Below are 22,734 nucleotides of genomic sequence, written 5' to 3' on the forward strand. Positions count from 1 at the left end.
GGTTGCCGCAACAATCACAGCGCCACGACCGTTCCACTCATCACGGGGTGACCATGAAGGACTCCGCCAAAGCCGGGCTCGAGCAGTTCCTCACGTATCGTCTGCATGTACTGAACAAACTTGCCGAGCGCGGCATCAGCGCGCGCTACGCGGCGAAGCTCGACGTGACGCTGCCCGAAGCGCGGGTGATTGCGACGGTGGGATCGTTCGGACCGTTCTCGATCATGGAGTTGGCACGCCATGCCAATCTCGACAAAAGCCAAGCGAGTCGCGCGGCCGAAGCGCTGATCCGGCAGGGACTCGTGCAGCGCGAAGCGAGCGCGGCGGACGGCCGCGTCGTGCTGGTCTCGCTGACGCAGGAAGGCCGCGCGCTGTATCGCAAAGTGATGCCGATCGCGCGCAAGTGGAACGGCGATATGTTCGAGTGCCTCGACGAAGAGGAAAGGGCCGCGTTCGGCGCGGCGCTCGACAAGGTGATCCGTGCCATGAACGCGCGGGAGTGATAGCGCGCGGCGAACCGACCGTGTTTGAAAAGCGCCGTTTCACGGCATTGGGCGGCGCGTGTCAAAATTGAGCCTCGGCCAACGCGCCTTCACCCTCTTTTTCATCCAGGGACGCTTCAGTGGACATCAACAAACAGGTCGCGGCACTCACCGCGTCGGAACTCCAGACCGCCGGCGCGAGCCAGGCGAGCGCGATCGCGGTCAGCGTCGTGCTGCGTCATCTTCGTTCGCCGGAACTGGCGAAACTGCTGTCGTCGGCATTTGAAAATCATCAGGCGGTGATGCTGCAAACGCCGTGGCCGGACCAGATGCTGCAGGCGTTCGAGTCGACGCGCCGTTTCCTCGAAGGCGCCGCGCAAGCGGAATTGCCGGGCTCGCAGGAAGCGCCGGGAACGCCGGGTGCCTGAGTCGCGCGGTCGCGATGAAAGGCAGCGGAGCCAACACTGAGGCCTTTCAGAAGACCGCGCAAAAAAGAAAAAACCCCGTCGGTCCAAAGACTTGACGGGGTTTTTCTCGACTACCAATAAGTGGTGCGAGGGAGGGGACTCGAACCCCTACACCCTTGCGGGCGTCAGGACCTAAACCTGGTGCGTCTACCAATTTCGCCACCCTCGCAGCCGGGTACGCCGCAATGCGTCGCGCCCGATTGTCCTGTGCACTCCCAAGCTCGCTGAACACGTGCCCGAAAGCGTAAGCGCGAGATTCTAACCGATTGATTCGCGCTTGTCTGCACCCGGCGGTATCTGCGCGCGCGACGCCGATGCTACAATTTTCGGCTCGTCGAGACGGGCGCCGCGACGGACGTCGGCGCCCTTCTCGCCAGTCCTTCCCCACACTCTCATCCCGTGAATTTCGACGACTATTGCCAGCAGAAAGCGGCGCCCCCAGGATCGAGCACCTACTATGCGCTTCGCCAGGCGCGCGCCGCCAGTCAGCCGCTGTTGACGGCGCTCTTCGCATTGCGTCGCGAGTTCGAGGAAACGGTCAAGGAGACGAGCGATCCGGCGGTCGGCCGCACGAAGCTCGCGTGGTGGCAGAAAGAAATTGCCGCGCTGGCCGCCGGCTCGCCGTCGCATCCGGTGTCCAAGGCACTCGCGGCCTATCTGCCCGACGCGCAGGCCGAATGTCGGGCTCTGCAGGAACTGCTCGCGGGCTTCGAGATGGATCTCGACCAGGCACGCTATCTCGACTATCCGAGCCTGCGGCGCTATGTGCAGGGTGTCGGTGGCAATTTTGCTTCGCTGGTGTCGCGCGCGGCTGCAACCGGATCGGCCGACGATGCCGCGCATGCGTCGGCGTGGGCCGCTCCGCTCGGCGAGGCGCTGATGCTCGCGCAGTTCGTCGCCGAAACCGGCAACGATGCCCGGTACGGCCGCATCTACGTTCCGATCGACGAGATGCAACGCTACAACGTCACCGCCGCCGATCTGATCAACCGCAAATACACCGACGCTTTCACCGAGCTGATGCGGTTCGAAACGAATCGCGCGCGCGACGCGGTGCAGACCGCGCTCGCCGCGGTGCCCGCCAGCGCGCGGCGCGCGCAGCGCACGCTGCTCGCGCTCGCGGCGCTCGCGTTGGCGTTGCTCGATGAAATCGAGCACGACGGTTATCACGTGCTGCATCAACGCATCGCGTTGACGCCGATCCGCAAGCTATGGATCGCGTGGCGCGCGAAGTAGCCTGAGCGCCGGGCGCGTCGATTCGCGCCCAGCGCCCAGCGCTCACGCCCGCAGCAACGGCAGCGGCTCGAACCGCTGCTGCAGAGTCGCAGGCGCGTCCAACCCCCACCAGGGCCCGAGCACCGTCGCATAAAGCTGGCGAAAATCCACGCCGACCGGCAGGTTGCCATTCCCATCGAGCCGCGCAAGCATCGGCGGCACGCCAAACAAACCGCCCTGCACGCGACCGCCCGTCACGAAGTGCGGCGCCAGCGTGCCGTGATCGGTGCCGCTACTCTGGTTCTCGCGCGGACGGCGCCCGAATTCCGCGCACGTCATCACGAGCGTATCGTTCCACCGGCCCAACTCGACGAGCGCGGCCTGCATCGCCACCATCCCTTGCGCGAACTGTTTGAGCAACTCGGCCTGTTGTCCCGGCTGGTTCTGGTGCGTATCGAAACCGTTCAGCGTTAGCCGGATCACGGCCACGCCCTGCCCGCTCAACGGCTGCTCCAGTGGCGCGCGTCCGGCGCCAGCCATCTTCAGCGTGTCCGAAGCGGCCAGCACCTGCATTGCCGTTTTGATCGAACTGCCGAACGCGCCGCCCGGAAACGCGGTCTTCAACTGAGGCTGCCCTTGCGTCGCACGCAGACGACCGGCCGGTTTCACGATGTCATTTTCGACGGCGAGAATAGGCGCGAGCGCGGGATTGACCAGCGCGATCGCGCGCGCCGTTTGCGAGCGGCCCCATTTCGGCGCGGCCGATCACGACGCCGTCGGCCGCGAAACCGATGGGCACCGGCCTCATCGCGAACGCGCGCGTGAGCCAGCCGTCGCGCAGATATCGGTCGGAGCGTGACGCGGTATCCCAGATCTCGATCGAACGGAAATGCGACAGGTTCGGCGGATAGAACAGGTTCTCGCCGAGCGCGCGTATCTGCGCGGCGAACGGCGCCGTGTCGTCGTAGCCGACAGCGAATGCGCGCAGCGCGCCGATCACGAACTCGACCGGCGACTTCACCAGCACCCCGCGATTGCCATCGCTCCAGAACGCATCGCTGAGAAAAGAGCGCGCGTAGCGTCACCTCGATGTCATAACCGCTCGCGCGAAACTGCATGGCGATCGGCTCGACGCGTGCCGGGTCCGGCGTGTCGGAGATGTGACGCTGATCCGGCGTCCATGCGTTGCGCTCGGCGCGCGTTGGGATCGGCTCGAATACAGTCGGGAGGTCGCGATATCGCTTCGCGGCGCGCTCGTGAGTAGCGTGACATCGTGAGCCGAGGCGCCTGTATGCACGAAGACGCGCACAAAAACGCGCCGGCGCTGGCGACTCAACGGAGCAGCGGACCAGAAAGTGGACGCTGAAGATGCAACGGGATTTTTCACGCGGCAATGCGCGCGCTGGGATTAACGCTTGTACAACTCGCGCACGGCGTCTTCGATGTGCTGCCGCAACAGCCGACGCTCTTCGGGCGTCATATGCCCGTCGCGGCGACGTTGATCGAGATCGGGGGGAACCGCGGTGCGCAGCATCGCGTCAGAGGCAGGGCGATCGATGCTCGGGTTGTGGCGGCTGGTTCTGCCATTGCCCAAGCGGGGCGCATGCTCGCTCGCCGCTCTATCCGCGGACGGCTGCGCATGAGCGAGCGTCGGGCCCAGTGTGCCTGCCAGCGTACCGGCAACCGCCAGTGCAATCACGCTCAGGCGCACGTTTGGCCAAACCCCTCCCTTCATGTTGTTCCCTTCGTGGCGCGGCAACCGGCTACCTCAGATGCGTATACAAACCCCGGTAACAGCCGGGTGCGAGAGTTTTGTCGAGTGAAGTATCCACCGAACAGCCGCATTCAGTAAAGCAGTCTAAACGCGCATACTTTACGTCGCGCCACACCGCGGGTAAATTTTGTAACCGACTGTAACCCCAGAAATGGTGTAACCGCGCACCACTTTCTAATCGCGCTAAGATGCCGACCATGGAAACCAAAAACCCTTCGAAAATCCTCGTCGTCGACGACGATCCACGCCTGCGCGATCTTCTGCGCCGCTACCTCGGCGAACAAGGCTTCAACGTCTACGTCGCCGAAAATGCGCCGTCAATGAACAAGCTCTGGGTGCGCGAGCGCTTCGATCTGCTGGTGCTCGATCTGATGCTGCCCGGTGAGGACGGCCTGTCGATCTGCCGGCGACTGCGCGGCAGCAACGACCGCACGCCGATCATCATGCTGACGGCCAAGGGTGAGGATGTCGATCGCATCGTCGGCCTCGAGATGGGTGCCGACGACTATCTGCCCAAGCCGTTCAATCCACGCGAACTGGTCGCGCGCATTCACGCGGTGCTGCGTCGCCAGTCGCCGTCCGAGTTGCCCGGCGCTCCGTCCGAGACCACCGAGGTCTTCGAGTTCGGCGAGTTCGCGCTGAATCTCGCCACCCGCACGCTGACCAAGGCCGGCCAGGAAATTCCGCTCACCACCGGTGAGTTCTCGGTGCTGAAGGTATTCGCGCGTCATCCGCGTCAGCCGCTGTCGCGCGAAAAGCTGATGGAACTCGCACGCGGCCGTGAATACGAGGTCTTCGACCGCAGCCTCGACGTGCAGATCTCGCGTCTGCGCAAGCTGATCGAGCCGGATCCGGGCAGCCCGCGCTTCATTCAGACCGTGTGGGGCCTCGGCTACGTCTTCATCCCCGACGGTGCAGCCTGAGTTTGTGCTCCGTTTTCGTTTCTGTGTCACATAAGAAGGGCCCATGCGGATCGACCGGCGCCTCCTGACGCTCGCGTTCGGCGGCCTTTTCTGGCGGACCTTTCTGCTGATCGCGCTGTTGATCGCAGTCAGTCTCGCCGCGTGGTTCCAGAGCTTTCGCGTGATCGAGCGTGAGCCGCGCGCGCAGCGCGTGGCTCTGCAACTCGTCGCGATCGTCAAGCTCACGCGCACCGCACTCCTCTATTCCGATCCCGACCTGCGGCGCGCGTTGCTGCAGGATCTGGAGAGCAACGAAGGGGTGCGCGTGTACCCGCGCGAAGCCACCGACAAATACAAACTCCAGCCCGACGAATCGTTGAATCGCCTGATCGAGCACGACATCCGCGGCCGTCTCGGCGACGACACCATAATCGCGCAGAGCGTCAACGATATCAACGGCGTATGGATCAGCTTCAAGATCGACGACGACGATTACTGGGTCGCGCTCGACCGCGATCAGCTCGACAACGCCACCGGCCTGCAATGGGCCGGCTGGGGCGTGTTCGCGCTCGCGCTGTCGCTGTTCGGCGCGGCGTTCATCACGAGTCTGGTGAACCGGCCGTTCGCGCGTCTGGCGATGGCCGCGCGCCGGGTCGGCTCGGGGCAATCGCCCGAGCCGCTGCCCGAGCGCGGCATGGGTGTGGCCGCCGAAACCAATCGAAGCTTCAACCAGATGGTGCGCGACCTCGAACAGCTCGAGGCGGACCGCGCGCTGATGCTCGCGGGCATCTCGCACGATCTGCGCACGCCGCTCGCACGGCTGCGGCTCGAGACCGAAATGAGCCCGTCCGATCAGGCCACCAAGGACGCGATGGTCGACGACATCGAGCAAATGGACATGATCATCGGCCGCTTCCTCGACTACGCGCGTCCCGTGCAGCGTGTGCCGGAACCGGTGGACCTCTCGGTGATCGCGAGCGAACTCGCCGCACGCATGCAAAGCGAGGACAGCATGCGGCTGATCACGCGGCTCGCTCCGTCGGCGGTGATCGAGGCCGATGAAACCGACATGCGTCGCGTGGTCGGCAATCTGCTCGAGAACGCGCGCAAATATGGCCTCAGCGACGGCGACGGCGTGCCGCGCGTCATTCTCGAAACGCGCGTGTCCCACTCGCGCGTCGAACTCTCGGTGGTCGACGAAGGCCCCGGCATTCCCGAAGACCAGCTCGCGCTCGTCACGCGGCCGTTCTATCGTGTGAATTCGGCGCGCACCCAGGCCAACGGCACGGGCCTCGGCATGGCGATCGTGCAGCGGCTCGTCGCCCGTTATCGCGGCGCGCTACGGCTGCGCAACCGCTCTCCCGGACCCGGGCTTGAAGTGACGATCGAGTTTCCGCTCGCGAAAAGCGCGTGAGCCGACGACGCGCGGCACCGCGCGCCGTTGCCATTCGAAACACGCCGCTTGTTGCGACTTCCGAAGGAGCCTTTGCATGAAAACCGTTGGCGATAAACTCGAAGCGTTCACCGTCATTGCCGCCAAGCCAGGCTTCAACCATCACGAAGAACACGGCGTCTCGGCGTTCGAATACATCACCGAGCAGTCGTTTCCAGGCAAATGGAAAATCATTTACTTCTATCCGAAGGATTTTTCGTTGGTCTGCCCGACGGAAATCGTCGAATTCAGCAAGCTCGTCAAGGAGTTCGAGGACCGCGAGGCCGTGCTGCTCGGCGGCAGCGTCGACAATGAATACGTGAAGCTCGCATGGCGCCGCGAGTACAAGGAGCTCGACAGGCTCAACCACTACTCGTTCGGCGACGTGAAAGGCGAGCTGATCGACCAGCTCGGCGTGCGCGACAAGGAAGCGGGCGTCGCGCTGCGCGCGACCTATATCGTCGATCCGGACAACACGATCCAGCACGTGTCGGTCAACAATCTGTACGTGGGCCGTAATCCCGAAGAAGTGCTGCGCATCCTCGACGGCCTGCAAACGGACGAGCTGTGTCCGAGCAATCGGACGATTGGCGGCGCGACGCTGTAAGCGGCACCGCCCGTCACCCAAACAAAAATCCCGTTCAGCTCCTGACCAACAACACCGCGGCCTGCGCCTCGATGCCCTCGCCGCGGCCGAGATAACCGAGCTTCTCGTTCGTCTTCGCCTTGACGTTCACGCGCTCGATCGGCAGACCGAGGTCCGCCGCGATATTGGCGCGCATCCCTTCGATATGCGGTGCGAGCTTCGGCGCCTGCGCGATCACGCTGCTGTCGACGTTGCCGATCGCAAAGCCGGCCGCCTTCACGCGCGCCACGCATTCGCGCAGCAGCACGCGGCTGTCGGCGCCGGCGAACTTCGCGTCGGTATCGGAGAAGTGGCGGCCGATATCGCCCAACGCGGCCGCGCCAAACAGCGCGTCGGTGATCGCGTGCAGCAGCACATCCGCGTCCGAGTGACCGAGCAACCCGCGCTCGTACGGAATCGTCACGCCGCCGATGATCAACGCGCGCCCCGGCACCAGCGCATGCACGTCGTAGCCCTGCCCAATTCTGAAATCCATGTGCGTCACGTCCTCAAGTGCTGAAGCTTTTAAAACTTCTTTAAAGCCTTTCTAAATCTTTCCAATGTGCCCAGGCACGGTTTCACGAACTGGCGGGGCGGCTCAGAATCGCCTCGGCCAGATCGAAATCTTCCGGATAAGTGACCTTGAAGTTACGCAGGCTGCCTTGCACGAGCTTCGGCGCGTGGCCCGACCATTCGATCGCGCTCGCCTCGTCGGTCAGATCGTGGCCGTCGGCCTGCGCGCGCAGGATCGCCTCGCGCAGCATGCCGATGCGGAACATCTGCGGCGTCTGCGCCTGCCACAAGCCGTCACGCGCTTCGGTATGGGCGATGCGGCCATCGGCCGACGCGCTGTCGATACGCTTCAAGGTATCGGCGACCGGCAACGCCATGATGCCGCCGACCGCATCGTCCTTGAGCGAACCGATCAGCGTACGGATCAGCGCCGCCGTGATGCCCGGCCGCGCCGCGTCGTGCACGAGCACCCAGTCGGCGTCGTGGGCGCCGAACTCGGCGAGCGCGTGCAGACCGTTGAGCACCGACGCCTGGCGCGACGCGCCGCCCACGCGACGCACCGCGAAGCGCAGATTGCCGAAGCGGCGGGCGTCGAAGTGCTGGTCGTCGGGCGCGATGACGACGAGCGTCTGCGTGAATTCGCTGCACGCGTCGAACGCGGCGAGCGAGTAATGCAGCATGTCGCGGCCGGCGACGGTGCGGTATTGCTTGGGCATCGCGGCGCCGGAACGGCTGCCGGTGCCTGCGCACGGGATCAGGGCAAAGAGACGGGAAGTCACGAGTGCGGATGCCGCCAGGTCAAAGTAAAGGACGGATTTTATAATAGGTCCTTCGCATCCACGCCCATACACGCGTAAACTTGGCCGTCGCGTGAGCCCAGAGCCGCCCTTTTTCTCCTTTATGCCAGACATCGCCGCATCCTCGCAGTCCACCCCGCCCGTCGCGCTCGTCAAGGCCGGCCAGCGTTTCGCCTTCGACGGCACGCGCGGTTCGTCCGACGCGCTGCTGATCGCCCGCTACCATCTCGCGTATCGCGAGAAGATGCCGCTGCTTGCGGTGGTCTGCGAAAGCGCGCTCGACGCGCAGCGGCTGTCGCAGGAAATCGGCTTCTTCGCGCCGGACGCGCGCGTGCGCCTCCTGCCCGACTGGGAGACGCTGCCTTACGACACGTTTTCGCCGCACCAGGACCTCGTCTCCGAGCGTCTCGCGACGCTGCACGACCTCGGCGAAGGCCGCTGCGACATCCTGCTCGTGCCGGCCACGACGGCCTTGTACCGGATGCCGCCCGCGTCGTTTCTGGCCGCCTACACGTTCTCGTTCTCGCAAGGCGAGCGGCTCGACGAAGCGAAGCTGAAGGCGCAGCTGACGCTCGCCGGCTACGAGCACGTGAGCCAGGTGGTGCGTCCCGGCGAATATTGCGTGCGCGGCTCGCTGCTCGATCTGTTCCCGATGGGCTCGCCGCTGCCCTACCGGATCGACCTGTTCGACGACCAGGTCGACTCGATCCGCGCGTTCGACCCCGACACGCAGCGCAGCCTCTATCCGGTCAAGGACGTGCGCCTGCTGCCGGGCCGCGAATTCCCGTTCGACGAGGCCGCGCGCACGGCATTCCGCAGCCGCTGGCGCGAGACTTTCGAGGGCGATCCGAGCCGCGCGTCGATCTATAAAGACATCGGCAACGGCGTGCCGTCGGCGGGTATCGAATACTATCTGCCGCTGTTCTTCGAGGAGACGGCCACCCTCTTCCATTACCTGCCCGACGGTTCGCAACTCGCGTTCGTCGGCGATCTGGACGCGGCGATCCGGCGCTTCACCAACGACACGAAGCAGCGCTTCAATTTCCTGTCGCACGACCGCGACCGGCCGATTCTCGAACCGCACAAGCTGTTCCTGTCGGACGAGGATTTCTTCACGTTCGCGAAACCGTTCGCACGGCTCGTGCTGCCCACCAACGGCGACGGCGCCTGGTCGATCGCGCTGCCGAACCTCGCGATCGATCGTCACGCCGACGATCCCGTCTCGGCGCTGCGCGCGTATCTGAGCACGACGCCGAACCGGGTGCTGTTCGCCGCCGAATCGGCGGGCCGCCGCGAGACGCTACTGCAACTGCTCGCCGACAACCAGCTGAAGCCCGCCTCGGCCGACAGCTTCGCCGACTGGCTCAAGAGCGACGCGCGTTTCTCGCTCGGCGTCGCGCCGCTCGCGAACGGCTTCGCGCTGCCGGGCGACGGCATCGCGATCATCACCGAAACCGAGCTGTACGGGCCGCTCGCGCGCCGCGCGGGACGCCGCCGCCAGGAACAGGCGAGCAACGTCGATTCGATGGTGCGCGATCTGTCCGAGCTGAAGCTCGGCGACCCGGTCGTGCATTCGCAGCACGGTATCGGCCGCTACATGGGTCTCGTGACGATGGATCTCGGCGAAGGCGAAACCGAGTTCCTGCACCTCGAATACGCGGGCGACAGCAAGCTCTACGTGCCGGTCGCGCAATTGCACGTGATCTCGCGCTATAGCGGCGCCGATCCGGAAAGCGCGCCGCTGCATTCGCTCGGCTCGGGCCAATGGGAAAAGGCCAAGCGCAAGGCCGCGCAGCAGATCCGCGACACCGCCGCCGAGCTGCTCAACCTGTACGCCCGCCGTGCCGCCCGCGAGGGCCACGCGTTCGCGCTCGAACCGAAGGACTACGTGAAGTTCGCCGAGAGCTTCGGTTTCGAGGAAACGCCGGACCAGGCCGCCGCGATCGCGGCCGTGATCGGCGACATGACGAGCGGCAAGCCGATGGACCGGCTCGTATGCGGCGACGTCGGCTTCGGCAAGACCGAGGTCGCATTGCGCGCGGCGTTCATCGCGGTGATGGGCGGCAAGCAGGTCGCGCTGTTGTCGCCGACCACGCTGCTCGCCGAGCAGCACACGCAAACCTTCAGCGACCGCTTCTCCGACTGGCCGGTGCGCATCGCCGAGCTGTCGCGCTTCAAGTCGACCAAAGAAGCCAACGCGGCGATCCGGCAGATCAACGAAGGCACGGTCGACATCGTGATCGGCACGCACAAGCTGCTGTCGTCCGATGTGCAGTTCAAACGGCTCGGGCTCGTGGTCATCGACGAGGAGCATCGCTTCGGCGTGCGTCAGAAGGAGGCGCTGAAAGCGCTGCGCGCGGAAGTCGACGTGCTGACGCTGACCGCGACGCCGATTCCCCGTACGCTCGGCATGGCGCTCGAAGGCCTGCGCGATTTTTCGGTGATCGCAACGGCGCCGCAAAAGCGCCTCGCGATCAAGACCTTCGTGCGGCGCGAGGAAGACAGCGTGATTCGCGAAGCAATGCTGCGCGAGTTGAAGCGCGGCGGCCAGGTCTACTTCCTGCACAACGAAGTCGAGACGATCCAGAATCGCCGGCAGATGCTCGAAGAGCTGGTGCCCGAAGCGCGCATCGCGGTCGCGCATGGACAGATGCACGAGCGGGAACTGGAGCGGGTGATGCGCGACTTCGTCGCGCAACGCGCGAACGTGCTGCTGTGCACGACGATCATCGAAACCGGCATCGACGTGCCGAGCGCGAACACGATCCTGATCCACCGCTCCGACAAGTTCGGCCTCGCGCAATTGCATCAGCTGCGTGGCCGGGTCGGCCGCTCGCATCACCAGGCGTACTCGTATCTGCTCGTGCACGATCCGCAGGGGCTCACCAAGCAGGCGCAACGGCGGCTCGAAGCGATCCAGCAGATGGAGGAACTCGGCTCGGGCTTCTATCTCGCGATGCACGACCTCGAAATTCGCGGCACCGGCGAGGTGCTCGGTGACAAGCAGTCGGGCGAGATTCACGAGATCGGCTTCCAGCTTTATACCGACATGCTCAACGACGCAGTGAGGGCGCTCAAGAACGGCAAGGAGCCAGACCTCACCGCGCCGCTCGCCGCGACCACCGAGATCAACCTGCATTCGCCGGCGATCCTGCCGTCGGACTATTGCGGCGACGTGCAGGAACGTCTGTCGCTGTACAAGCGCCTCGCGAACTGCGAACACAACGATTCGATCGACGGCATCCAGGAAGAACTGATCGACCGCTTCGGCAAGCTGCCGCCGCAGGCGCATGCGCTGGTGGAGACGCATCGACTGCGGCTCGCCGCGAAGCCGCTCGGCATTTCGAAGATCGATGCCGGTGAAGCGGTGATCGGCCTGCAGTTCATCCCCAATCCGCCCGTCGACGCGATGCGGATCATCGAGATGGTGCAGAAGCACAAGCACATCAAGCTCGCGGGTCAGGACAAGCTGCGAATCGAAACGCGCAGCCCGGATCTCGCGGTGCGCGTCGCGACCGTCAAGGAGACCTTGCGCGCGCTCGGTTCGCCGAGCCGCGGCACGGCGGCGGCGCCGGCTCGCTGAGCGCGGCACGCTGCGCGCACAGGCTCGTGAAAACCGCAGAAAATGGGGGGACGTCCCCCGTTTTTTGCATCGATGCTGCGCTGCGCCAACGCGAACCGGGCTTTTTGGACATCCTTACGAAAATGCAATTTGGGATATGATCGATAGACACAAAACGCTGGAGTCATGTCATGTCTCACGTCGCTGAAACAGCGCAATCGTTGCAGTCGTCCGCCTCCTCCACGTCCCCCGCTTCTCCGATATCTCTGCCCTGGGTCACCCGTCTCGTGTCGATGGACACGGTGAGCCGCAATCCAAACCTCGGCCTGATCGAAACCGTGCGCGACGAACTGCGCGCGGTCGGTATCGACGCGACGCTGACGCACGGCAAGGGCGGCAAATGGGCGAACCTGTTCGCGACCATTCCCGCGCACGACGGCGAAACGAACGGCGGCGTCGTGCTGTCGGGCCACACCGACGTCGTGCCGGTGGACGGCCAGCAATGGGACAGCGATCCGTTCAAGCCGGAGATTCGCGGTGACAAGCTCTATGGCCGCGGCACCTGCGACATGAAGGGCTTCATCGGCGCGGCGCTCGCGCTCGTGCCGGACATGCAGCGCACGAAGCTCGCGAAGCCGATCCACTTCGCGCTGTCGTTCGACGAGGAAGTGGGCTGCGTGGGCGCGCCGCTTCTGATCGCCGATCTGATGAAGCGCGGCGTGAAGCCGGACGGCTGCATCGTCGGCGAGCCGACCAGCATGCGCCCGATCATCGCGCACAAGGGCATCAACGCGTATCAGTGCTGCGTACGCGGCCAGGCCGCGCATTCGTCGCTGACGCCGAAGGGCTTGAACGCGATCGAGTACGCGGCTCGCCTGATCTGCTACATCCGCGACATGGCCGACCAGTTCCGCGCGCAAGGCCCCTTCGACGAACTGTACGACGTGCCGTTCAGCACCGCGCAGACCAGCACGATCACGGGCGGCAACGCAATCAACACGGTGCCGGCCGAATGCCAGTTCCAGTTCGAGTTCCGCAATCTGCCGACGCTCGATCCCGAGCAGATCTTCGCGCGCATCGACAGCTACGCGCGCGAAACGCTGCTGCCGAAAATGCTGCGCGAGCATCCGTCGGCCGCGATCGAGATCACGAAGATCGCCGCGGCGCCCGGACTCGATTCGTCTGAACAGGCCGCGATCACGCAGCTCGTCCGCGCGCTGACGGCCGACCAGGACAAGCGCAAGGTCGCATACGGCACCGAGGCCGGCCTGTTTTCGAACGCGGGGATTCCGAGCATCGTCTGCGGCCCCGGCGACATCCAGCAGGCGCATAAGGCGAACGAATTCGTCGAGCTCGCGCAGCTCGTCGCGTGCGAGCGCTTCTTGCGCAAGTTCATCCACAGCATGTCGGTCGAGGCCGCTTAGCCCGTTTCGTTGCAGCGGCGCGCAGCCGCAGTGAACCTGCGCGCCGAGCCACGGGCCTCAGCGACATCGACGACTCCGGAGCGACCGCCATGTCCAGCGCCATGCCGCAGCACACGGATCACACGATCGACGGTGAGCCGATCCCCACGCGCGACGACATCGCCGCGCAGCACTTCGCGTTGACGCCCTGGGTCGCGCGCACGCCGGTGTTCGACCGGCTCGACTTCTCGTCGCTGCGCGGCACCGTCGTCAATTTCAAGTTCGAGCTGCTGCAGGCGGGCGGCAGCTTCAAGGCACGCGGCGCCTTCACGAACCTGCTCGCGCTCGACGACGCGCAAAAGAGCGCGGGTGTCACCTGCGTGTCGGGCGGCAATCACGCGGTGGCGGTCGCCTATGCGGCGATGCGGCTCGGCGTCAGCGCCAAGGTCGTGCTGTTCAGCGCGGCGAATCCGGCCCGCGTCGCGTTGTGCCGCGAGTACGGCGCCGACATCGTCTATGCGGAAGATCTCGCCGAAGCGTTCGAACTGGTGCGCCGCGTCGAGGCCGAGGAAGGCCGCTATTTCGTGCATCCGTTCAACGGCTATCGCACGGTGCTCGGCTCGGCGACGCTCGGCTACGAATGGGCCACGCAAACGCCCGACCTCGAAGCGGTGATCGTGCCGATCGGCGGCGGCGGACTCGCGGCCGGGGTCTCCACCGCGCTGCGGCTCGCGAATCCGAACGTGCACGTGTACGGCGTCGAACCCGAAGGCTCGGACGTGATGAGCAAGAGTTTTGCCGCCAACCATACGGTCAGAATGGGCCACATGCACAGCATCGCCGATTCGCTGATGTCGCCGCATACCGAGCAATACAGCTACGAGCTGTGCCGCCGCCATGTCGATCGGATCGTCACCGTGTCCGACGACCAGTTGCGCGAGGCGATGCTGATCCTGTTCAATCAGCTGAAGCTCGCGGTCGAGCCGGCTTGCGCGGCCGCCACGGCCGGCTTGCTCGGACCGCTGCGCGAACAGTTGCAGGGCAAACGCGTGGGCGTGCTGCTGTGCGGCGCCAATATCGACCCGGTCAGTTTTGCCGCGCATCTGGAGCGCGCGCGCCATAGCGAGTCACAGTTTCCTCATTAGCGACGCGCAGCAGATGCGCTTGTTGCCTTGCGGCTAAAGCACTAGCCTATCCGCTTCAGGTTGGTATGATTCGGCTATTCACATCAGGGAGGTGTAGGTATGAGCATGATCCAGGAATTTAAAGAATTTGCCCTCAAAGGCAACGTGATGGATCTGGCGGTCGGTGTGATTATCGGCGGCGCGTTTTCCACCATTGTCAATTCCGTGGTTAAAGACCTGATCATGCCGGTTGTCGGGGTCGCTACCGGCGGCCTCGATTTCTCCAATCTGTTCGTTCGCCTGGGCCATATTCCGGCCACTTACAAAGGCAACCCCGAATCGTATAAAGACCTGCAGACGGGTGGCGTGGCGGTGTTCGGTTACGGTTCGTTCATTACCGCGACGATCAACTTCATCATTCTCGCGTTCATCATCTTTCTGATGGTCAAGTTCATCAACAAACTGCGCAAGGAGCCGCAAGCCGCGCCGGCGGAGCCGCCGCCGCCGCCGGAAGACGTGCTGCTGCTGCGCGAGATCCGCGATTCGCTGAACAACCAGCAGCGTTAATCGTCGAATCAAGCTCGGGTTGGACGGCCTGAGCCAGTGAAATCAAAAGGCCTGTTGCGATCGGCGTCGCAACAGGCCTTTGTGTTTTCACGCTGCTTTGAGCGCGCTGCGCTTTATCGAGCCTTACCCTTCCTTTTGCGCCTTCAATTGCGCCGCGCTTTCGATCATCGCTTCGAGCTGGCCGAAATTGACAGGCTTCGTCAGATGCGATGTAAAGCCCGCGCTCAAACAGCGGCGCACGTCCTCGTCGGTGCCGAAGCCGGTCAGCGCGACGGCTGGCACGTCGGAATATTCGCGAAACGCCTTGACGAAATCAAGACCGGTGCCATCGGGCAATCCGACATCGCTGACAACCAGATCGAACCTGTGCAACTGCGTCGCCGCAAGCGCATCGTCGACGCGCCCGACCACCGTCACCTGATGACCCAAGCCGCGCATCAATTGGGCCATCACGTCGGCGGTGTCGGCATGGTCCTCGATCAGCAGCACGGACAGCGAACTCGCCGGCTGCACGTTGCTCGGCACGATGACCGGCGGCGCGGTGGCCCGCGCGGCGGCGGTCGGCAGCGTGATCGTGAAGGTCGCGCCGCAATGCGGACCGGGACTCCGCGCGGTCACAGTGCCGCCGTGCACGTCCGTCAAAGCCTTCGTGATCGCGAGACCGAGACCCAGGCCGCCGAACTGCCGCGTCATGCTTTGGTCGCCCTGCTCGAACGCATTGAACAGCTTGCCGATCTGCTCCGGCTCGATGCCGATGCCGGTATCTTCGACCGAGATCTGCACCTGCATGCGTTCGTCGCGTGTGCGCACATAGATATGGCCGCCGTCCGGCGTGAACTTCGCGGCATTGCGAATCAGGTTCCACAGCATCTGTTGCAGCCGCGCGCGATCGGCGAGCACGTAGTGATGCGTCGCGTGCTTCTCGACATGCACGTCCTGCTGCTTGACCTGGATTTCGCTGCGAAAGAGTTCGAGCACGCTGTCGATCACCTCGTGTACGTCGACGGTCTCCAGCGACAGCCGCAGCTTGCCGTTCGCGACGCGCGTCAGATCGAGCAGATCGTCGATCAGCCGCGCCTCCAGTTCGACGTTGCGGCGGATCATGCGCACGCTCGCACGCGCCTGCTCCGGCAGTTCCGGAATCATCTCGAGCACGCTCGCGCCCGCGAGCACCGGCGTGAGCGGTGTGCGCAATTCGTGCGACAGCATCGCCAGAAAACGGTCCTTCGCGCGATTCGCTTCTTCGGCGGCCTGGCGCGCGGCCTGCTCGGACTCGAGCAGTCGCTCGCGCTCCTCGATCGCCTCGCGCTGCGAGTGGATGTCGGTGCAGCTACCGAACCATTTGCTGACGTTGCCATCGGCATCGCGCATCGCGACCATGCGCACGTCGAACCAGCGGTACTCGCCGTCGTGGCGGCGAATCCGCATCTCGTGCCGATAGTCGCCGCTGCGGCTCGCGACGGCCTTCAGCCAGCTTTGCCGGATCTGCTCGCAATCGTCGCGATGCACGGCCTCTAGCCACGCGAGACCATGCGAGCCATGTTCGGGCAAGCCGGTGTAGTCGTACCACTGCTTCGACAGGAAGTCGCAATCGCCGGCCGCGTCACAGGTCAGCACGAGATGCGGCAACGTCTCCGACAGCGTGCGGTAATGCAGCTCGCGATCGCGCAGCACCCGCGCTTCGTCGGACGCGCGTTGCAGCCGCACCTGCGACAACACGCGCTCCACGGCCTCTGGCAGATAGTCGAGATAGTCGCCGGACTTCGGCACCACGTCGGACACGCCCGCGCGCAGCGCTTCGATCACGCGCGACTCGTCGGTGAAGCCGGTCACGAGGATCGCCGGAATGCGCACCCCCTCCGCGCGCAGACGCCGGAAGAAATCGAGCCCGGTCTCCGGTCCGCTCAGCTGATAATCGAGCACGAGCAGATCGGGGGCGCGGCTCGCGAGCCGCTCGCGGGCCGCCTCGACGCCGGCGCAGATCGTCACCCGGCAGCCGGCGCGTTCGAGCGACTTGCGCGCGAGCCGCAAGATGCCCTCGTCGTCATCGACGACGAGCACATAGGCGGCGTGCGGCGTGGACACTTCTTCGATCATGCAGGTGCTCTCCGGCTCGGTACGGTGCTCATCTTGTCATGAACGGCTTTCGGACAGCTTCAAGGCGGCGCGAGCCGATGCCCCGGCGGCAGTTTGACCACTTGCACGAAAAAGCCGAGCCGACGCACGGCCTCGATGAACGCATCGTATTCGACCGGCTTGCAGAGATAGACGTTGCAACCGAGTTCGTAGCAGCGCGCGATTTCGCGCGGATCGTCGGTCGTGGTCAGCACGATCACGGGCACGGCGGCGGTCTCGGGGGCTTCCTTCAGACGCCGCAACACCTCGAAGCCGTCGACGCGCGGCATCTTCAGATCGAGCAGCACGACGAAATTCGCCAGATTCTCGCGCGGCGGATAAGGATGGCCGTCGGCGTCGGTCAACGGCTCAGCGGCCGCGGGGCCGAAGAAGTAAACGAGCGCCTGCTGGCCGTCGCGAAAGCGCACGAAGCCGTTCGAAATGCCGGCGCGGCGCAGATTCCGCTCGACGAGCGTCGCGTGGCCGTCGTCGTCTTCGATCAGAACGATGCTGACCGTTTGCGCATGATTCATAGGTTCTCCGTGCCAACGATTCGTCATCCATGCCGCCGGTAGAATGACAGCGACGGTGCCCGCGCCGGCGTGCGCCGCGCTCAGAGGCGCGCCGGCTGCTCGGGCAGCACCACGAAAAAGGTCGATCCGGCGCCTTCGGCGGATTCGACCCAGACGCGCCCGCCGTGCCGCTCGACCGCGCGCCGCACCACCGCGAGGCCGATCCCCTCGCCGCTTGCAACGTCCCCGTGCAGACGCTGGAACGCGCGAAACACCTTCGACAGATACACGGCCGGAATGCCGAGCCCATTATCGCGGACGTAATAGATGCGCATACGGACCGCGCGCGGCTCGCTTTCGTCGACGGGTTCGGGCGCGAGCGCGCCGACCTCAATGCGCCCGCGGCGCGCCGGATCGAGGAAAGTCAGCGCATTGCCGATCAGGTTGCCGAAGATCTGCTCGACCGCCGCCGGATCGCCCCATGCGGGCGGCAGCTCGCGCACCGTGACGCTCGCGGCGCGCTGGTCGATCGTGCCTTGCAGCCCATCGACGACTCGCGCCACCGCGCGCTCGACGCTGACCCGCTGCCACTGATATTCGAGCCGTCCCGCGCGCGAGATGCGCAACAGCGCGTCGATGATCGCCGCCGCGCGCGCGACCGCGGTGCGCAAATAGTGCAACGACTCGCGCACGTCGCCATCGAGGATCTGCGTCATGCGCCGTGCTTCGTTCTCCGGCAGACGAGCCTGTCCGACGAGCACGTCGAGTTCGTCGCACGACACGTGTAGTTCTTTCGAAAACCCCTGCAGATTGACGAGCGGCGAGCGCAGATCGTGCGACACGCTGTAGATGAACATCTCGTTGTCCTGCGTTTCCTGGCGCAATTCCTCATTGACGGCCGCCAGTTCGCGCGCGCGTGCTTCGAGCTCCGTCTTCAGCGCCTCCTGCCCGGCTTCCGCCTCGCGCAGACGCGCATCGGTCTGATGTAGCACCGTGTCGAGCGCGGCGATTTCGTCGCTGCCCGACAGCGGCGCCGCGAGCGGCCGGCCGCTGCCGAGCCGCTCGGCGTTATCGGTCAGCACTTCGAGGCGTTGGCCGATGCCGCGCGCGAACACGAAGGCGGTGACCGCCCAGATCAGCATCGAGCCGAACACCGCGGCGATCACCGCGCGCTGCTGAAGCTCGCGCCGCTCGCCGAGCGCACTCGAGCGCTCGACGTCGAGCTCCGACGCCGCCGCGCCGAACTGGGCCAACTCGTCGCGGAACACGGCGATCTGCTCCGGCAACTCGCCGGTTTCGAGCGCGATATAGGGGCGTAGACTGCGCCCCTCGTGCAACGCCTGCGAGATCGCGACACTCTGTTCGCGATACGCGTCGATCGCGTGCCGCATGCTGCGCACGCGCTCGGCCTGGGCCGGCGTTTCAGCGACGAGCGCATCGAGCTTCGCGAGCCGGTCATTCAGGTCGACCCACACCGCATGGCGGTCGATCAGCGAGGCGCTGCCCGTTACCATCGCCGTGCGCACGCGCGCGGCCTGACGCAGCAGCGGATCGACGATGGCCGACGACTCGTAGAGGATCTGCTTGCTGTTGTCGACCCATCGCGCGGCCTGCGCGGTCCGCTCCTGGGTATCGAAGACGACCCCGAGCAGCGCGAGTTCGACCACGCTCGGTATCGCGATCAGCAGCAGACCTTTGGTGAATAGTTTCATGGTTCCGTCAGGGCGTTCAGGCTGTGGTTCAGGCTGTCACTCGAACGGCGGGGCTCGCGCGCACCCGTCGCGCCCTGCAAGGCGGGCGCCGCGCGGCTGGACGGGCCATTATCGACGTGAATCAGAGATATTTCAACGACGCGCCAGCAAGCGCTCGACCACACAAAAATGACTTTTTTATTGGGATGGGATGTTTTTTCCGCGCCGCCTGCGTCTATGATGGAGACAAGGTGTGCTGGGATGCGAATGCGCGCGGCGAGGCGGTTCGGCATGATTCGTGCGGGAGGCGGTGGGGCGATGCGGTAGCGTCGAATCATCGTGAATCCGGCCTTGTCGTATGCTATAAAACATCGACGTGCGGCGCGCGAAAGCCGGGAGTGGTCGCATGAGGACGCAGCGATTCTTGCAATTCTTTTTCAGGCGAATTTTTATGTCCTTCCCGAAAAAGCGTAGACGCGCGAAGGTGGACGGCGACGAGTCGTTCCTCGCGGTTCTGCGGCATTTCAAGCCGTTCGGTCAACTCGACACCAAGATTGCGCGGGCTCGCGCGCAGGACGAACCGGTGCTCTATGCACACGTGCTGCCCGGACTCGACGTGCTTCTATGCAGTGTGCGCGGCGCACAGCCGCCCTACCCCGCACCAGCCGAATTGCGGCGGCGCTGCCTCGAATCCATTACCAACGCGCTGGAGCAGCCGCTCGATGGTCTCGAGAACGGCGGCTACTGGTACGAGGCCGACGGCTTCGGCTTCCTCGTGTTCGCGAGCCGTGCGCGCGGCAAGATTCTGACGGAGTTCGGCGCGACACGAATCGGTACCCGGCGCGGCGTGCGTCGCCAGGATGCGTCGGGCGATGCAACACCACGTTCGCTCAGATAGGCCAATCGGGCACCCTGAAGTTCAGGGCTGCTGACAGGTCGTTCTCTTCGCTTCATCGAAACCCTGGCTCGACGGCAACCGCGCGCAGTTCCTCACGCGGCATCATGCCGTTGATTCGGCGATCGCATCATCGACGCGCTCGCCGCGCTTCAACCGCCCTTGTATTCGGCCGCGCTCGCCGGCGACTGCGTCGCGGGCTTACGATCCACCGCGGCTGGCGACGACGCGCCGCCCGAAGACTTGTTGACCGGCGCGCCCTCGAGCGATATCGGCGCCTTCGGCTGTTGCTTGACGCCCGGCGGCGGCGCCTTCGGCATCTGCCGCGCTTGCGCGAGCAATTGCGCGCACGGCAGCGGCTTGTTGTTGCTCGGCGCGAGCAGCGGGATCAGCGCCGCGAACGGATTGATCAGCCCGAGCCCGACCACCGCGCCGCCGCGCAACGCGAGCGCGGCCGCATTGACGCCGACGTGCGGATCCTTGAAGGTGCCCTTCACGTACAGCGGCGAGCGCAGCGAAAAGACCCGGAAGCCCTTCGTATGCGGATGCACGCCGAGGTCCATCGTCTCGTCGCGCAGATTCACGTGACCGTCGATGTTGATCACCGCGTCGCCGGTATCGAGCGCGAACACGCGCGCTTCGAGCACGCCCTCGGTCGCGACGAAATCGGCGGCCGCGCAGTTGATCTTCACGTCGCGCGCGCCGAACAGCTTTTCATAGACGACGTTCGCGACGTTCAGCCCGGCCGCCTCCATCAGCAGACGGCTCACGGTGCCGTCGGTCACGAGCGCCTTCAACTCGCCGTTCGAAGTCGCCGCGAGCGCCGCCGGCGAATTACCGGTCGCGGACAGCGACGCATCGCCGTTGATCTCGCCGAGCGCGTTCTGCATCGTCTTGAAGCTCGGGAACAATTGCTTCAACTTCAGATGCCGCGCCGACATCGCGAAGCGCCCCTTCAACGGCGCCGCGCTGCCATCGAGATGAATGTCCGACGCGAGCGAGCCGCCCGCGACGCCGAACTTCAGTGGCACGAGCGACAGCACGCCGTCGGTCATCACGACGTGCGTGTACAGATCCGTGATCGGCAGGTTCGTGTTCTTGATGATGCGCCGGCCGGTGAACTTGACGTCGGCGTCGATCGCCTTCCAGCGGTCGGTGCGGAACTCCTCCACGGGCAGCGCGCGATCGCTCGGCTGACGGGCCGTGTCGCCACGCTTCGCCTTGCTCGCGTTCGAATCGGCGCCGATCACCGGCGCCAGATCCGAGAACTGCAACAGATGCGACTCGAGTTCGCCCTGCAGCAGCGGACGTGGCTCGCTCCCGGTATAGGTCAACGAACCGTTCAAATCGCTGCCGCCGACCCGGCCTGTAAAGTTTTCATACGTGAACACGTTGCCGCTCGATTTGAACTGACCGATCAGACGACCCTCGGTCGCGTACGGCGGGGTCTCGGGCAAGGTCACGCCGGTCAGCGAATACAGGCGCGCCATGCTGTTGCCCTGCAGCCAGAGACGCAGATCGAGCGCCCCGAGATGCGCCGGATCGGTGAGCGTGCCGACGAAGGCGATATGCAGATCGCCGGCTTTGACATCGGCCTGCACCGGGAACGGCCGGTTCGCGTCTTGCAGCGCGAGCACGCCGCCGAGCTTGCCGCTGCCCGACACCGGCGTGCGGTTGTAGGTGCCCTTGACGGTCCAGCCGATCGCATAAAGCGGCGTCGCGCGCCTGGCGCCAGCTGCGGTGCCGCTCGCCCCCGAGACAGCCGCGGCCGGGCTGGCGCTCCCGCTGGTGGTTTCGGCCGGTGCGGCGGCGCCGCTCGTCGCGAGCGCGCCGGAACTCGCGGCCACGCCCGACGTTGCGGACGCGCCCGATGCGCCCGACGCCTGCGCCGCCGCTTCATAAGCCGCCGCTGCGGAAGCCGCCTTCGCCTCCGAGGCCGCCTGTGCCTCGGCCTGCGCGGCGAGTTGGCGCGCGCCCGCCCGGCCGACGGCCTGAGCCGACGCGCTGCGCGAGGCCGCTTCCTGCTGCTTCAGCGCGTCGCCGATCGGGATCGGCTGCCCGAGCGTATCCACGACCATCTGCACCTCGACCTCTTCTTCTGCTGATCCGACAGCGCGATGTTGCCCTTCGCGAACGCGATATCGTGCAGATCGAGCTTCCACTCGGTGGGTCCGCTCGACGACGGCAGCTTGAAGGTCCAGTTATTGCGCCCGTCGACAAGACGTTCCAGATCGACCGACGGATTCACGAGGTTGATCGCCGGAATCACGATGTCGTGCGCGAGCAGCGGCAGCACCTCGACCTCGAAGTCGATTTCGTCGAGCGTGGCGAACTGCGGCTGTTTGGTCCAGTCGGGATTGCCGATCGCGATGTTGGCCGCCGAAAAGCGCGGCCAGGGCACCCAGCCGCGCCAGCCGGTCTCGCCGACCGCATGACGCCAGCCCACCTTCAGGTCGCCGTTGATCGCAAACGGCCGGCCGATCGCCTGGCTGACCTTGTCGTCGATGTAAGGCCGCGCGCGGTTCCAGTCGAAGCTCAGGATGAAGATCACGAGCGCGACGATCAGGATCACGAGCGCCGCCAGCAGCCATGCAAAGATTTTTCCGACCCGTCGTCCGGTGCCGCTCGACCCTGCCATTGAAAAGCTCCGCGTGTTGT

At 65.1% G+C, this 22,734-nt stretch carries 18 protein-coding genes, 1 tRNA gene and 2 pseudogenes; 11 read left to right on the forward strand and 10 right to left on the reverse strand.

The window, feature by feature from the left end; genetic code table 11:
• Positions 1-53: 53 nt before the first annotated feature.
• Positions 54-503 (forward strand): MarR family winged helix-turn-helix transcriptional regulator, encoded by a 450-nt coding sequence (locus tag OKW35_RS37425; protein WP_184063596.1) that lies wholly within the window; start codon positions 54-56, stop codon positions 501-503.
• A gap of 119 nt (positions 504-622) precedes the next feature.
• Positions 623-910 (forward strand): hypothetical protein, encoded by a 288-nt coding sequence (locus tag OKW35_RS37430; RefSeq protein WP_184065023.1) that lies wholly within the window; start codon positions 623-625, stop codon positions 908-910.
• A gap of 121 nt (positions 911-1,031) precedes the next feature.
• On the opposite strand, the gene OKW35_RS37435 is transcribed toward OKW35_RS37430, so the two are convergent.
• Positions 1,032-1,118: transfer RNA gene (locus OKW35_RS37435), tRNA-Leu, on the reverse strand.
• 230 nt (positions 1,119-1,348) lie between these two features.
• Between OKW35_RS37435 and OKW35_RS37440 the strand changes: the two genes are divergently transcribed.
• Positions 1,349-2,185 (forward strand): squalene/phytoene synthase family protein, encoded by an 837-nt coding sequence (locus OKW35_RS37440; RefSeq protein WP_429554694.1) that lies wholly within the window; start codon positions 1,349-1,351, stop codon positions 2,183-2,185.
• Between the two features lie 42 nt (positions 2,186-2,227).
• Here OKW35_RS37440 and OKW35_RS37445 read toward each other — a convergent pair.
• A pseudogene (locus OKW35_RS37445) lies at positions 2,228-3,191 on the reverse strand (DUF1501 domain-containing protein).
• Between the two features lie 381 nt (positions 3,192-3,572).
• The gene (locus OKW35_RS37450) at positions 3,573-3,899 is read right to left on the reverse strand and encodes a hypothetical protein (RefSeq protein ID WP_184065017.1); all 327 of its coding nucleotides are present in this window, start codon (positions 3,897-3,899) and stop codon (positions 3,573-3,575) included.
• A 227-nt stretch (positions 3,900-4,126) separates the two neighbouring features.
• Between OKW35_RS37450 and ompR the strand changes: the two genes are divergently transcribed.
• From ompR to OKW35_RS37465, 3 genes are all read left to right on the forward strand, one after another.
• Positions 4,127-4,861, forward strand: coding sequence for a two-component system response regulator OmpR (gene ompR, locus OKW35_RS37455; protein WP_006048917.1), 735 nt, complete (start codon positions 4,127-4,129; stop codon positions 4,859-4,861).
• A 43-nt stretch (positions 4,862-4,904) separates the two neighbouring features.
• Positions 4,905-6,254: an ATP-binding protein gene (locus tag OKW35_RS37460; RefSeq protein ID WP_090804732.1), complete on the forward strand. Its 1,350-nt coding sequence runs from the start codon at positions 4,905-4,907 to the stop codon at positions 6,252-6,254.
• Between the two features lie 76 nt (positions 6,255-6,330).
• The gene (locus OKW35_RS37465; protein ID WP_090804730.1) at positions 6,331-6,879 is read left to right on the forward strand and encodes a peroxiredoxin; all 549 of its coding nucleotides are present in this window, start codon (positions 6,331-6,333) and stop codon (positions 6,877-6,879) included.
• A 34-nt stretch (positions 6,880-6,913) separates the two neighbouring features.
• Here the strand turns inward: OKW35_RS37465 and ispF are convergent, their stop codons facing one another.
• Positions 6,914-7,393 (reverse strand): 2-C-methyl-D-erythritol 2,4-cyclodiphosphate synthase, encoded by a 480-nt coding sequence (gene ispF / locus OKW35_RS37470; protein WP_018432029.1) that lies wholly within the window; start codon positions 7,391-7,393, stop codon positions 6,914-6,916.
• A gap of 82 nt (positions 7,394-7,475) precedes the next feature.
• Positions 7,476-8,189 (reverse strand): 2-C-methyl-D-erythritol 4-phosphate cytidylyltransferase, encoded by a 714-nt coding sequence (gene ispD / locus OKW35_RS37475; RefSeq protein ID WP_429554695.1) that lies wholly within the window; start codon positions 8,187-8,189, stop codon positions 7,476-7,478.
• A gap of 121 nt (positions 8,190-8,310) precedes the next feature.
• Here ispD and mfd point away from each other — a divergent pair, with 121 nt between their 5' ends.
• From mfd to mscL, 4 genes are all read left to right on the forward strand, one after another.
• Positions 8,311-11,790 carry a transcription-repair coupling factor gene (mfd, locus tag OKW35_RS37480; RefSeq protein WP_429555126.1) on the forward strand — a complete coding sequence of 1,160 codons (3,480 nt, stop codon included), beginning with the start codon at positions 8,311-8,313 and terminating at the stop codon, positions 11,788-11,790.
• Positions 11,791-11,960: 170 nt separating this feature from the next.
• Positions 11,961-13,193, forward strand: a complete 1,233-nt coding sequence (argE, locus tag OKW35_RS37485) for an acetylornithine deacetylase (RefSeq protein ID WP_429355490.1) — start codon at positions 11,961-11,963, stop codon at positions 13,191-13,193.
• Positions 13,194-13,282: 89 nt separating this feature from the next.
• Positions 13,283-14,317: a threonine ammonia-lyase gene (locus OKW35_RS37490; RefSeq protein WP_429554696.1), complete on the forward strand. Its 1,035-nt coding sequence runs from the start codon at positions 13,283-13,285 to the stop codon at positions 14,315-14,317.
• 99 nt (positions 14,318-14,416) lie between these two features.
• The gene (gene mscL, locus OKW35_RS37495) at positions 14,417-14,863 is read left to right on the forward strand and encodes a large conductance mechanosensitive channel protein MscL (RefSeq protein ID WP_090804694.1); all 447 of its coding nucleotides are present in this window, start codon (positions 14,417-14,419) and stop codon (positions 14,861-14,863) included.
• Positions 14,864-14,986: 123 nt separating this feature from the next.
• On the opposite strand, the gene OKW35_RS37500 is transcribed toward mscL, so the two are convergent.
• The 4 genes from OKW35_RS37500 to OKW35_RS37515 all read right to left on the reverse strand — a co-directional run bounded on the left by OKW35_RS37500 (position 14,987) and on the right by OKW35_RS37515 (position 19,474).
• Positions 14,987-16,960, reverse strand: a complete 1,974-nt coding sequence (locus tag OKW35_RS37500) for a response regulator (RefSeq protein WP_429554697.1) — start codon at positions 16,958-16,960, stop codon at positions 14,987-14,989.
• Positions 16,961-17,019: 59 nt separating this feature from the next.
• Positions 17,020-17,511, reverse strand: coding sequence for a response regulator (locus OKW35_RS37505; RefSeq protein WP_429554698.1), 492 nt, complete (start codon positions 17,509-17,511; stop codon positions 17,020-17,022).
• A gap of 80 nt (positions 17,512-17,591) precedes the next feature.
• The gene (locus tag OKW35_RS37510; RefSeq protein WP_429554699.1) at positions 17,592-19,202 is read right to left on the reverse strand and encodes a sensor histidine kinase; all 1,611 of its coding nucleotides are present in this window, start codon (positions 19,200-19,202) and stop codon (positions 17,592-17,594) included.
• The gene (locus OKW35_RS37515; RefSeq protein WP_184064994.1) at positions 19,199-19,474 is read right to left on the reverse strand and encodes a hypothetical protein; all 276 of its coding nucleotides are present in this window, start codon (positions 19,472-19,474) and stop codon (positions 19,199-19,201) included. Before OKW35_RS37515 ends, OKW35_RS37510 begins: the two co-directional genes overlap by 4 nt.
• Positions 19,475-19,587: 113 nt before the next feature.
• Here OKW35_RS37515 and OKW35_RS37520 point away from each other — a divergent pair, with 113 nt between their 5' ends.
• A complete protein-coding gene (locus tag OKW35_RS37520) occupies positions 19,588-20,079 on the forward strand; it encodes a hypothetical protein (protein WP_184033415.1) in 492 nt (163 codons plus the stop codon).
• Positions 20,080-20,228: 149 nt separating this feature from the next.
• Here OKW35_RS37520 and OKW35_RS37525 read toward each other — a convergent pair.
• Positions 20,229-22,714 (reverse strand): annotated as a pseudogene (locus OKW35_RS37525) (AsmA family protein).
• Between the last annotated feature and the right edge of the window lie 20 nt (positions 22,715-22,734).

Source organism: Paraburkholderia sp. MM5477-R1 (assembly GCF_050436385.1).
Taxonomy (GTDB): Bacteria; Pseudomonadota; Gammaproteobacteria; order Burkholderiales; family Burkholderiaceae; genus Paraburkholderia; species Paraburkholderia tuberum.

What these genes read in the sequence shown, in the direction of transcription:
- OKW35_RS37490 (WP_429554696.1), top strand. Translation starts at nt 13,283, where the DNA reads ATGTCCAGCGCCATGCCGCAGCACACGGATCACACGATCGACGGTGAG.
- OKW35_RS37510 (WP_429554699.1), bottom strand. Translation starts at nt 19,202, where the DNA reads ATGAAACTATTCACCAAAGGTCTGCTGCTGATCGCGATACCGAGCGTG.
- OKW35_RS37465 (WP_090804730.1), top strand. Translation starts at nt 6,331, where the DNA reads ATGAAAACCGTTGGCGATAAACTCGAAGCGTTCACCGTCATTGCCGCC.
- OKW35_RS37500 (WP_429554697.1), bottom strand. Translation starts at nt 16,960, where the DNA reads ATGATCGAAGAAGTGTCCACGCCGCACGCCGCCTATGTGCTCGTCGTC.
- mfd (WP_429555126.1), top strand. Translation starts at nt 8,311, where the DNA reads ATGCCAGACATCGCCGCATCCTCGCAGTCCACCCCGCCCGTCGCGCTC.
- OKW35_RS37460 (WP_090804732.1), top strand. Translation starts at nt 4,905, where the DNA reads ATGCGGATCGACCGGCGCCTCCTGACGCTCGCGTTCGGCGGCCTTTTC.
- OKW35_RS37505 (WP_429554698.1), bottom strand. Translation starts at nt 17,511, where the DNA reads ATGAATCATGCGCAAACGGTCAGCATCGTTCTGATCGAAGACGACGAC.
- OKW35_RS37520 (WP_184033415.1), top strand. Translation starts at nt 19,588, where the DNA reads ATGAGGACGCAGCGATTCTTGCAATTCTTTTTCAGGCGAATTTTTATG.
- mscL (WP_090804694.1), top strand. Translation starts at nt 14,417, where the DNA reads ATGAGCATGATCCAGGAATTTAAAGAATTTGCCCTCAAAGGCAACGTG.
- OKW35_RS37515 (WP_184064994.1), bottom strand. Translation starts at nt 19,474, where the DNA reads ATGCCGAACCGCCTCGCCGCGCGCATTCGCATCCCAGCACACCTTGTC.
- ompR (WP_006048917.1), top strand. Translation starts at nt 4,127, where the DNA reads ATGCCGACCATGGAAACCAAAAACCCTTCGAAAATCCTCGTCGTCGAC.
- OKW35_RS37425 (WP_184063596.1), top strand. Translation starts at nt 54, where the DNA reads ATGAAGGACTCCGCCAAAGCCGGGCTCGAGCAGTTCCTCACGTATCGT.
- ispF (WP_018432029.1), bottom strand. Translation starts at nt 7,393, where the DNA reads ATGGATTTCAGAATTGGGCAGGGCTACGACGTGCATGCGCTGGTGCCG.
- argE (WP_429355490.1), top strand. Translation starts at nt 11,961, where the DNA reads ATGTCTCACGTCGCTGAAACAGCGCAATCGTTGCAGTCGTCCGCCTCC.
- OKW35_RS37450 (WP_184065017.1), bottom strand. Translation starts at nt 3,899, where the DNA reads ATGAAGGGAGGGGTTTGGCCAAACGTGCGCCTGAGCGTGATTGCACTG.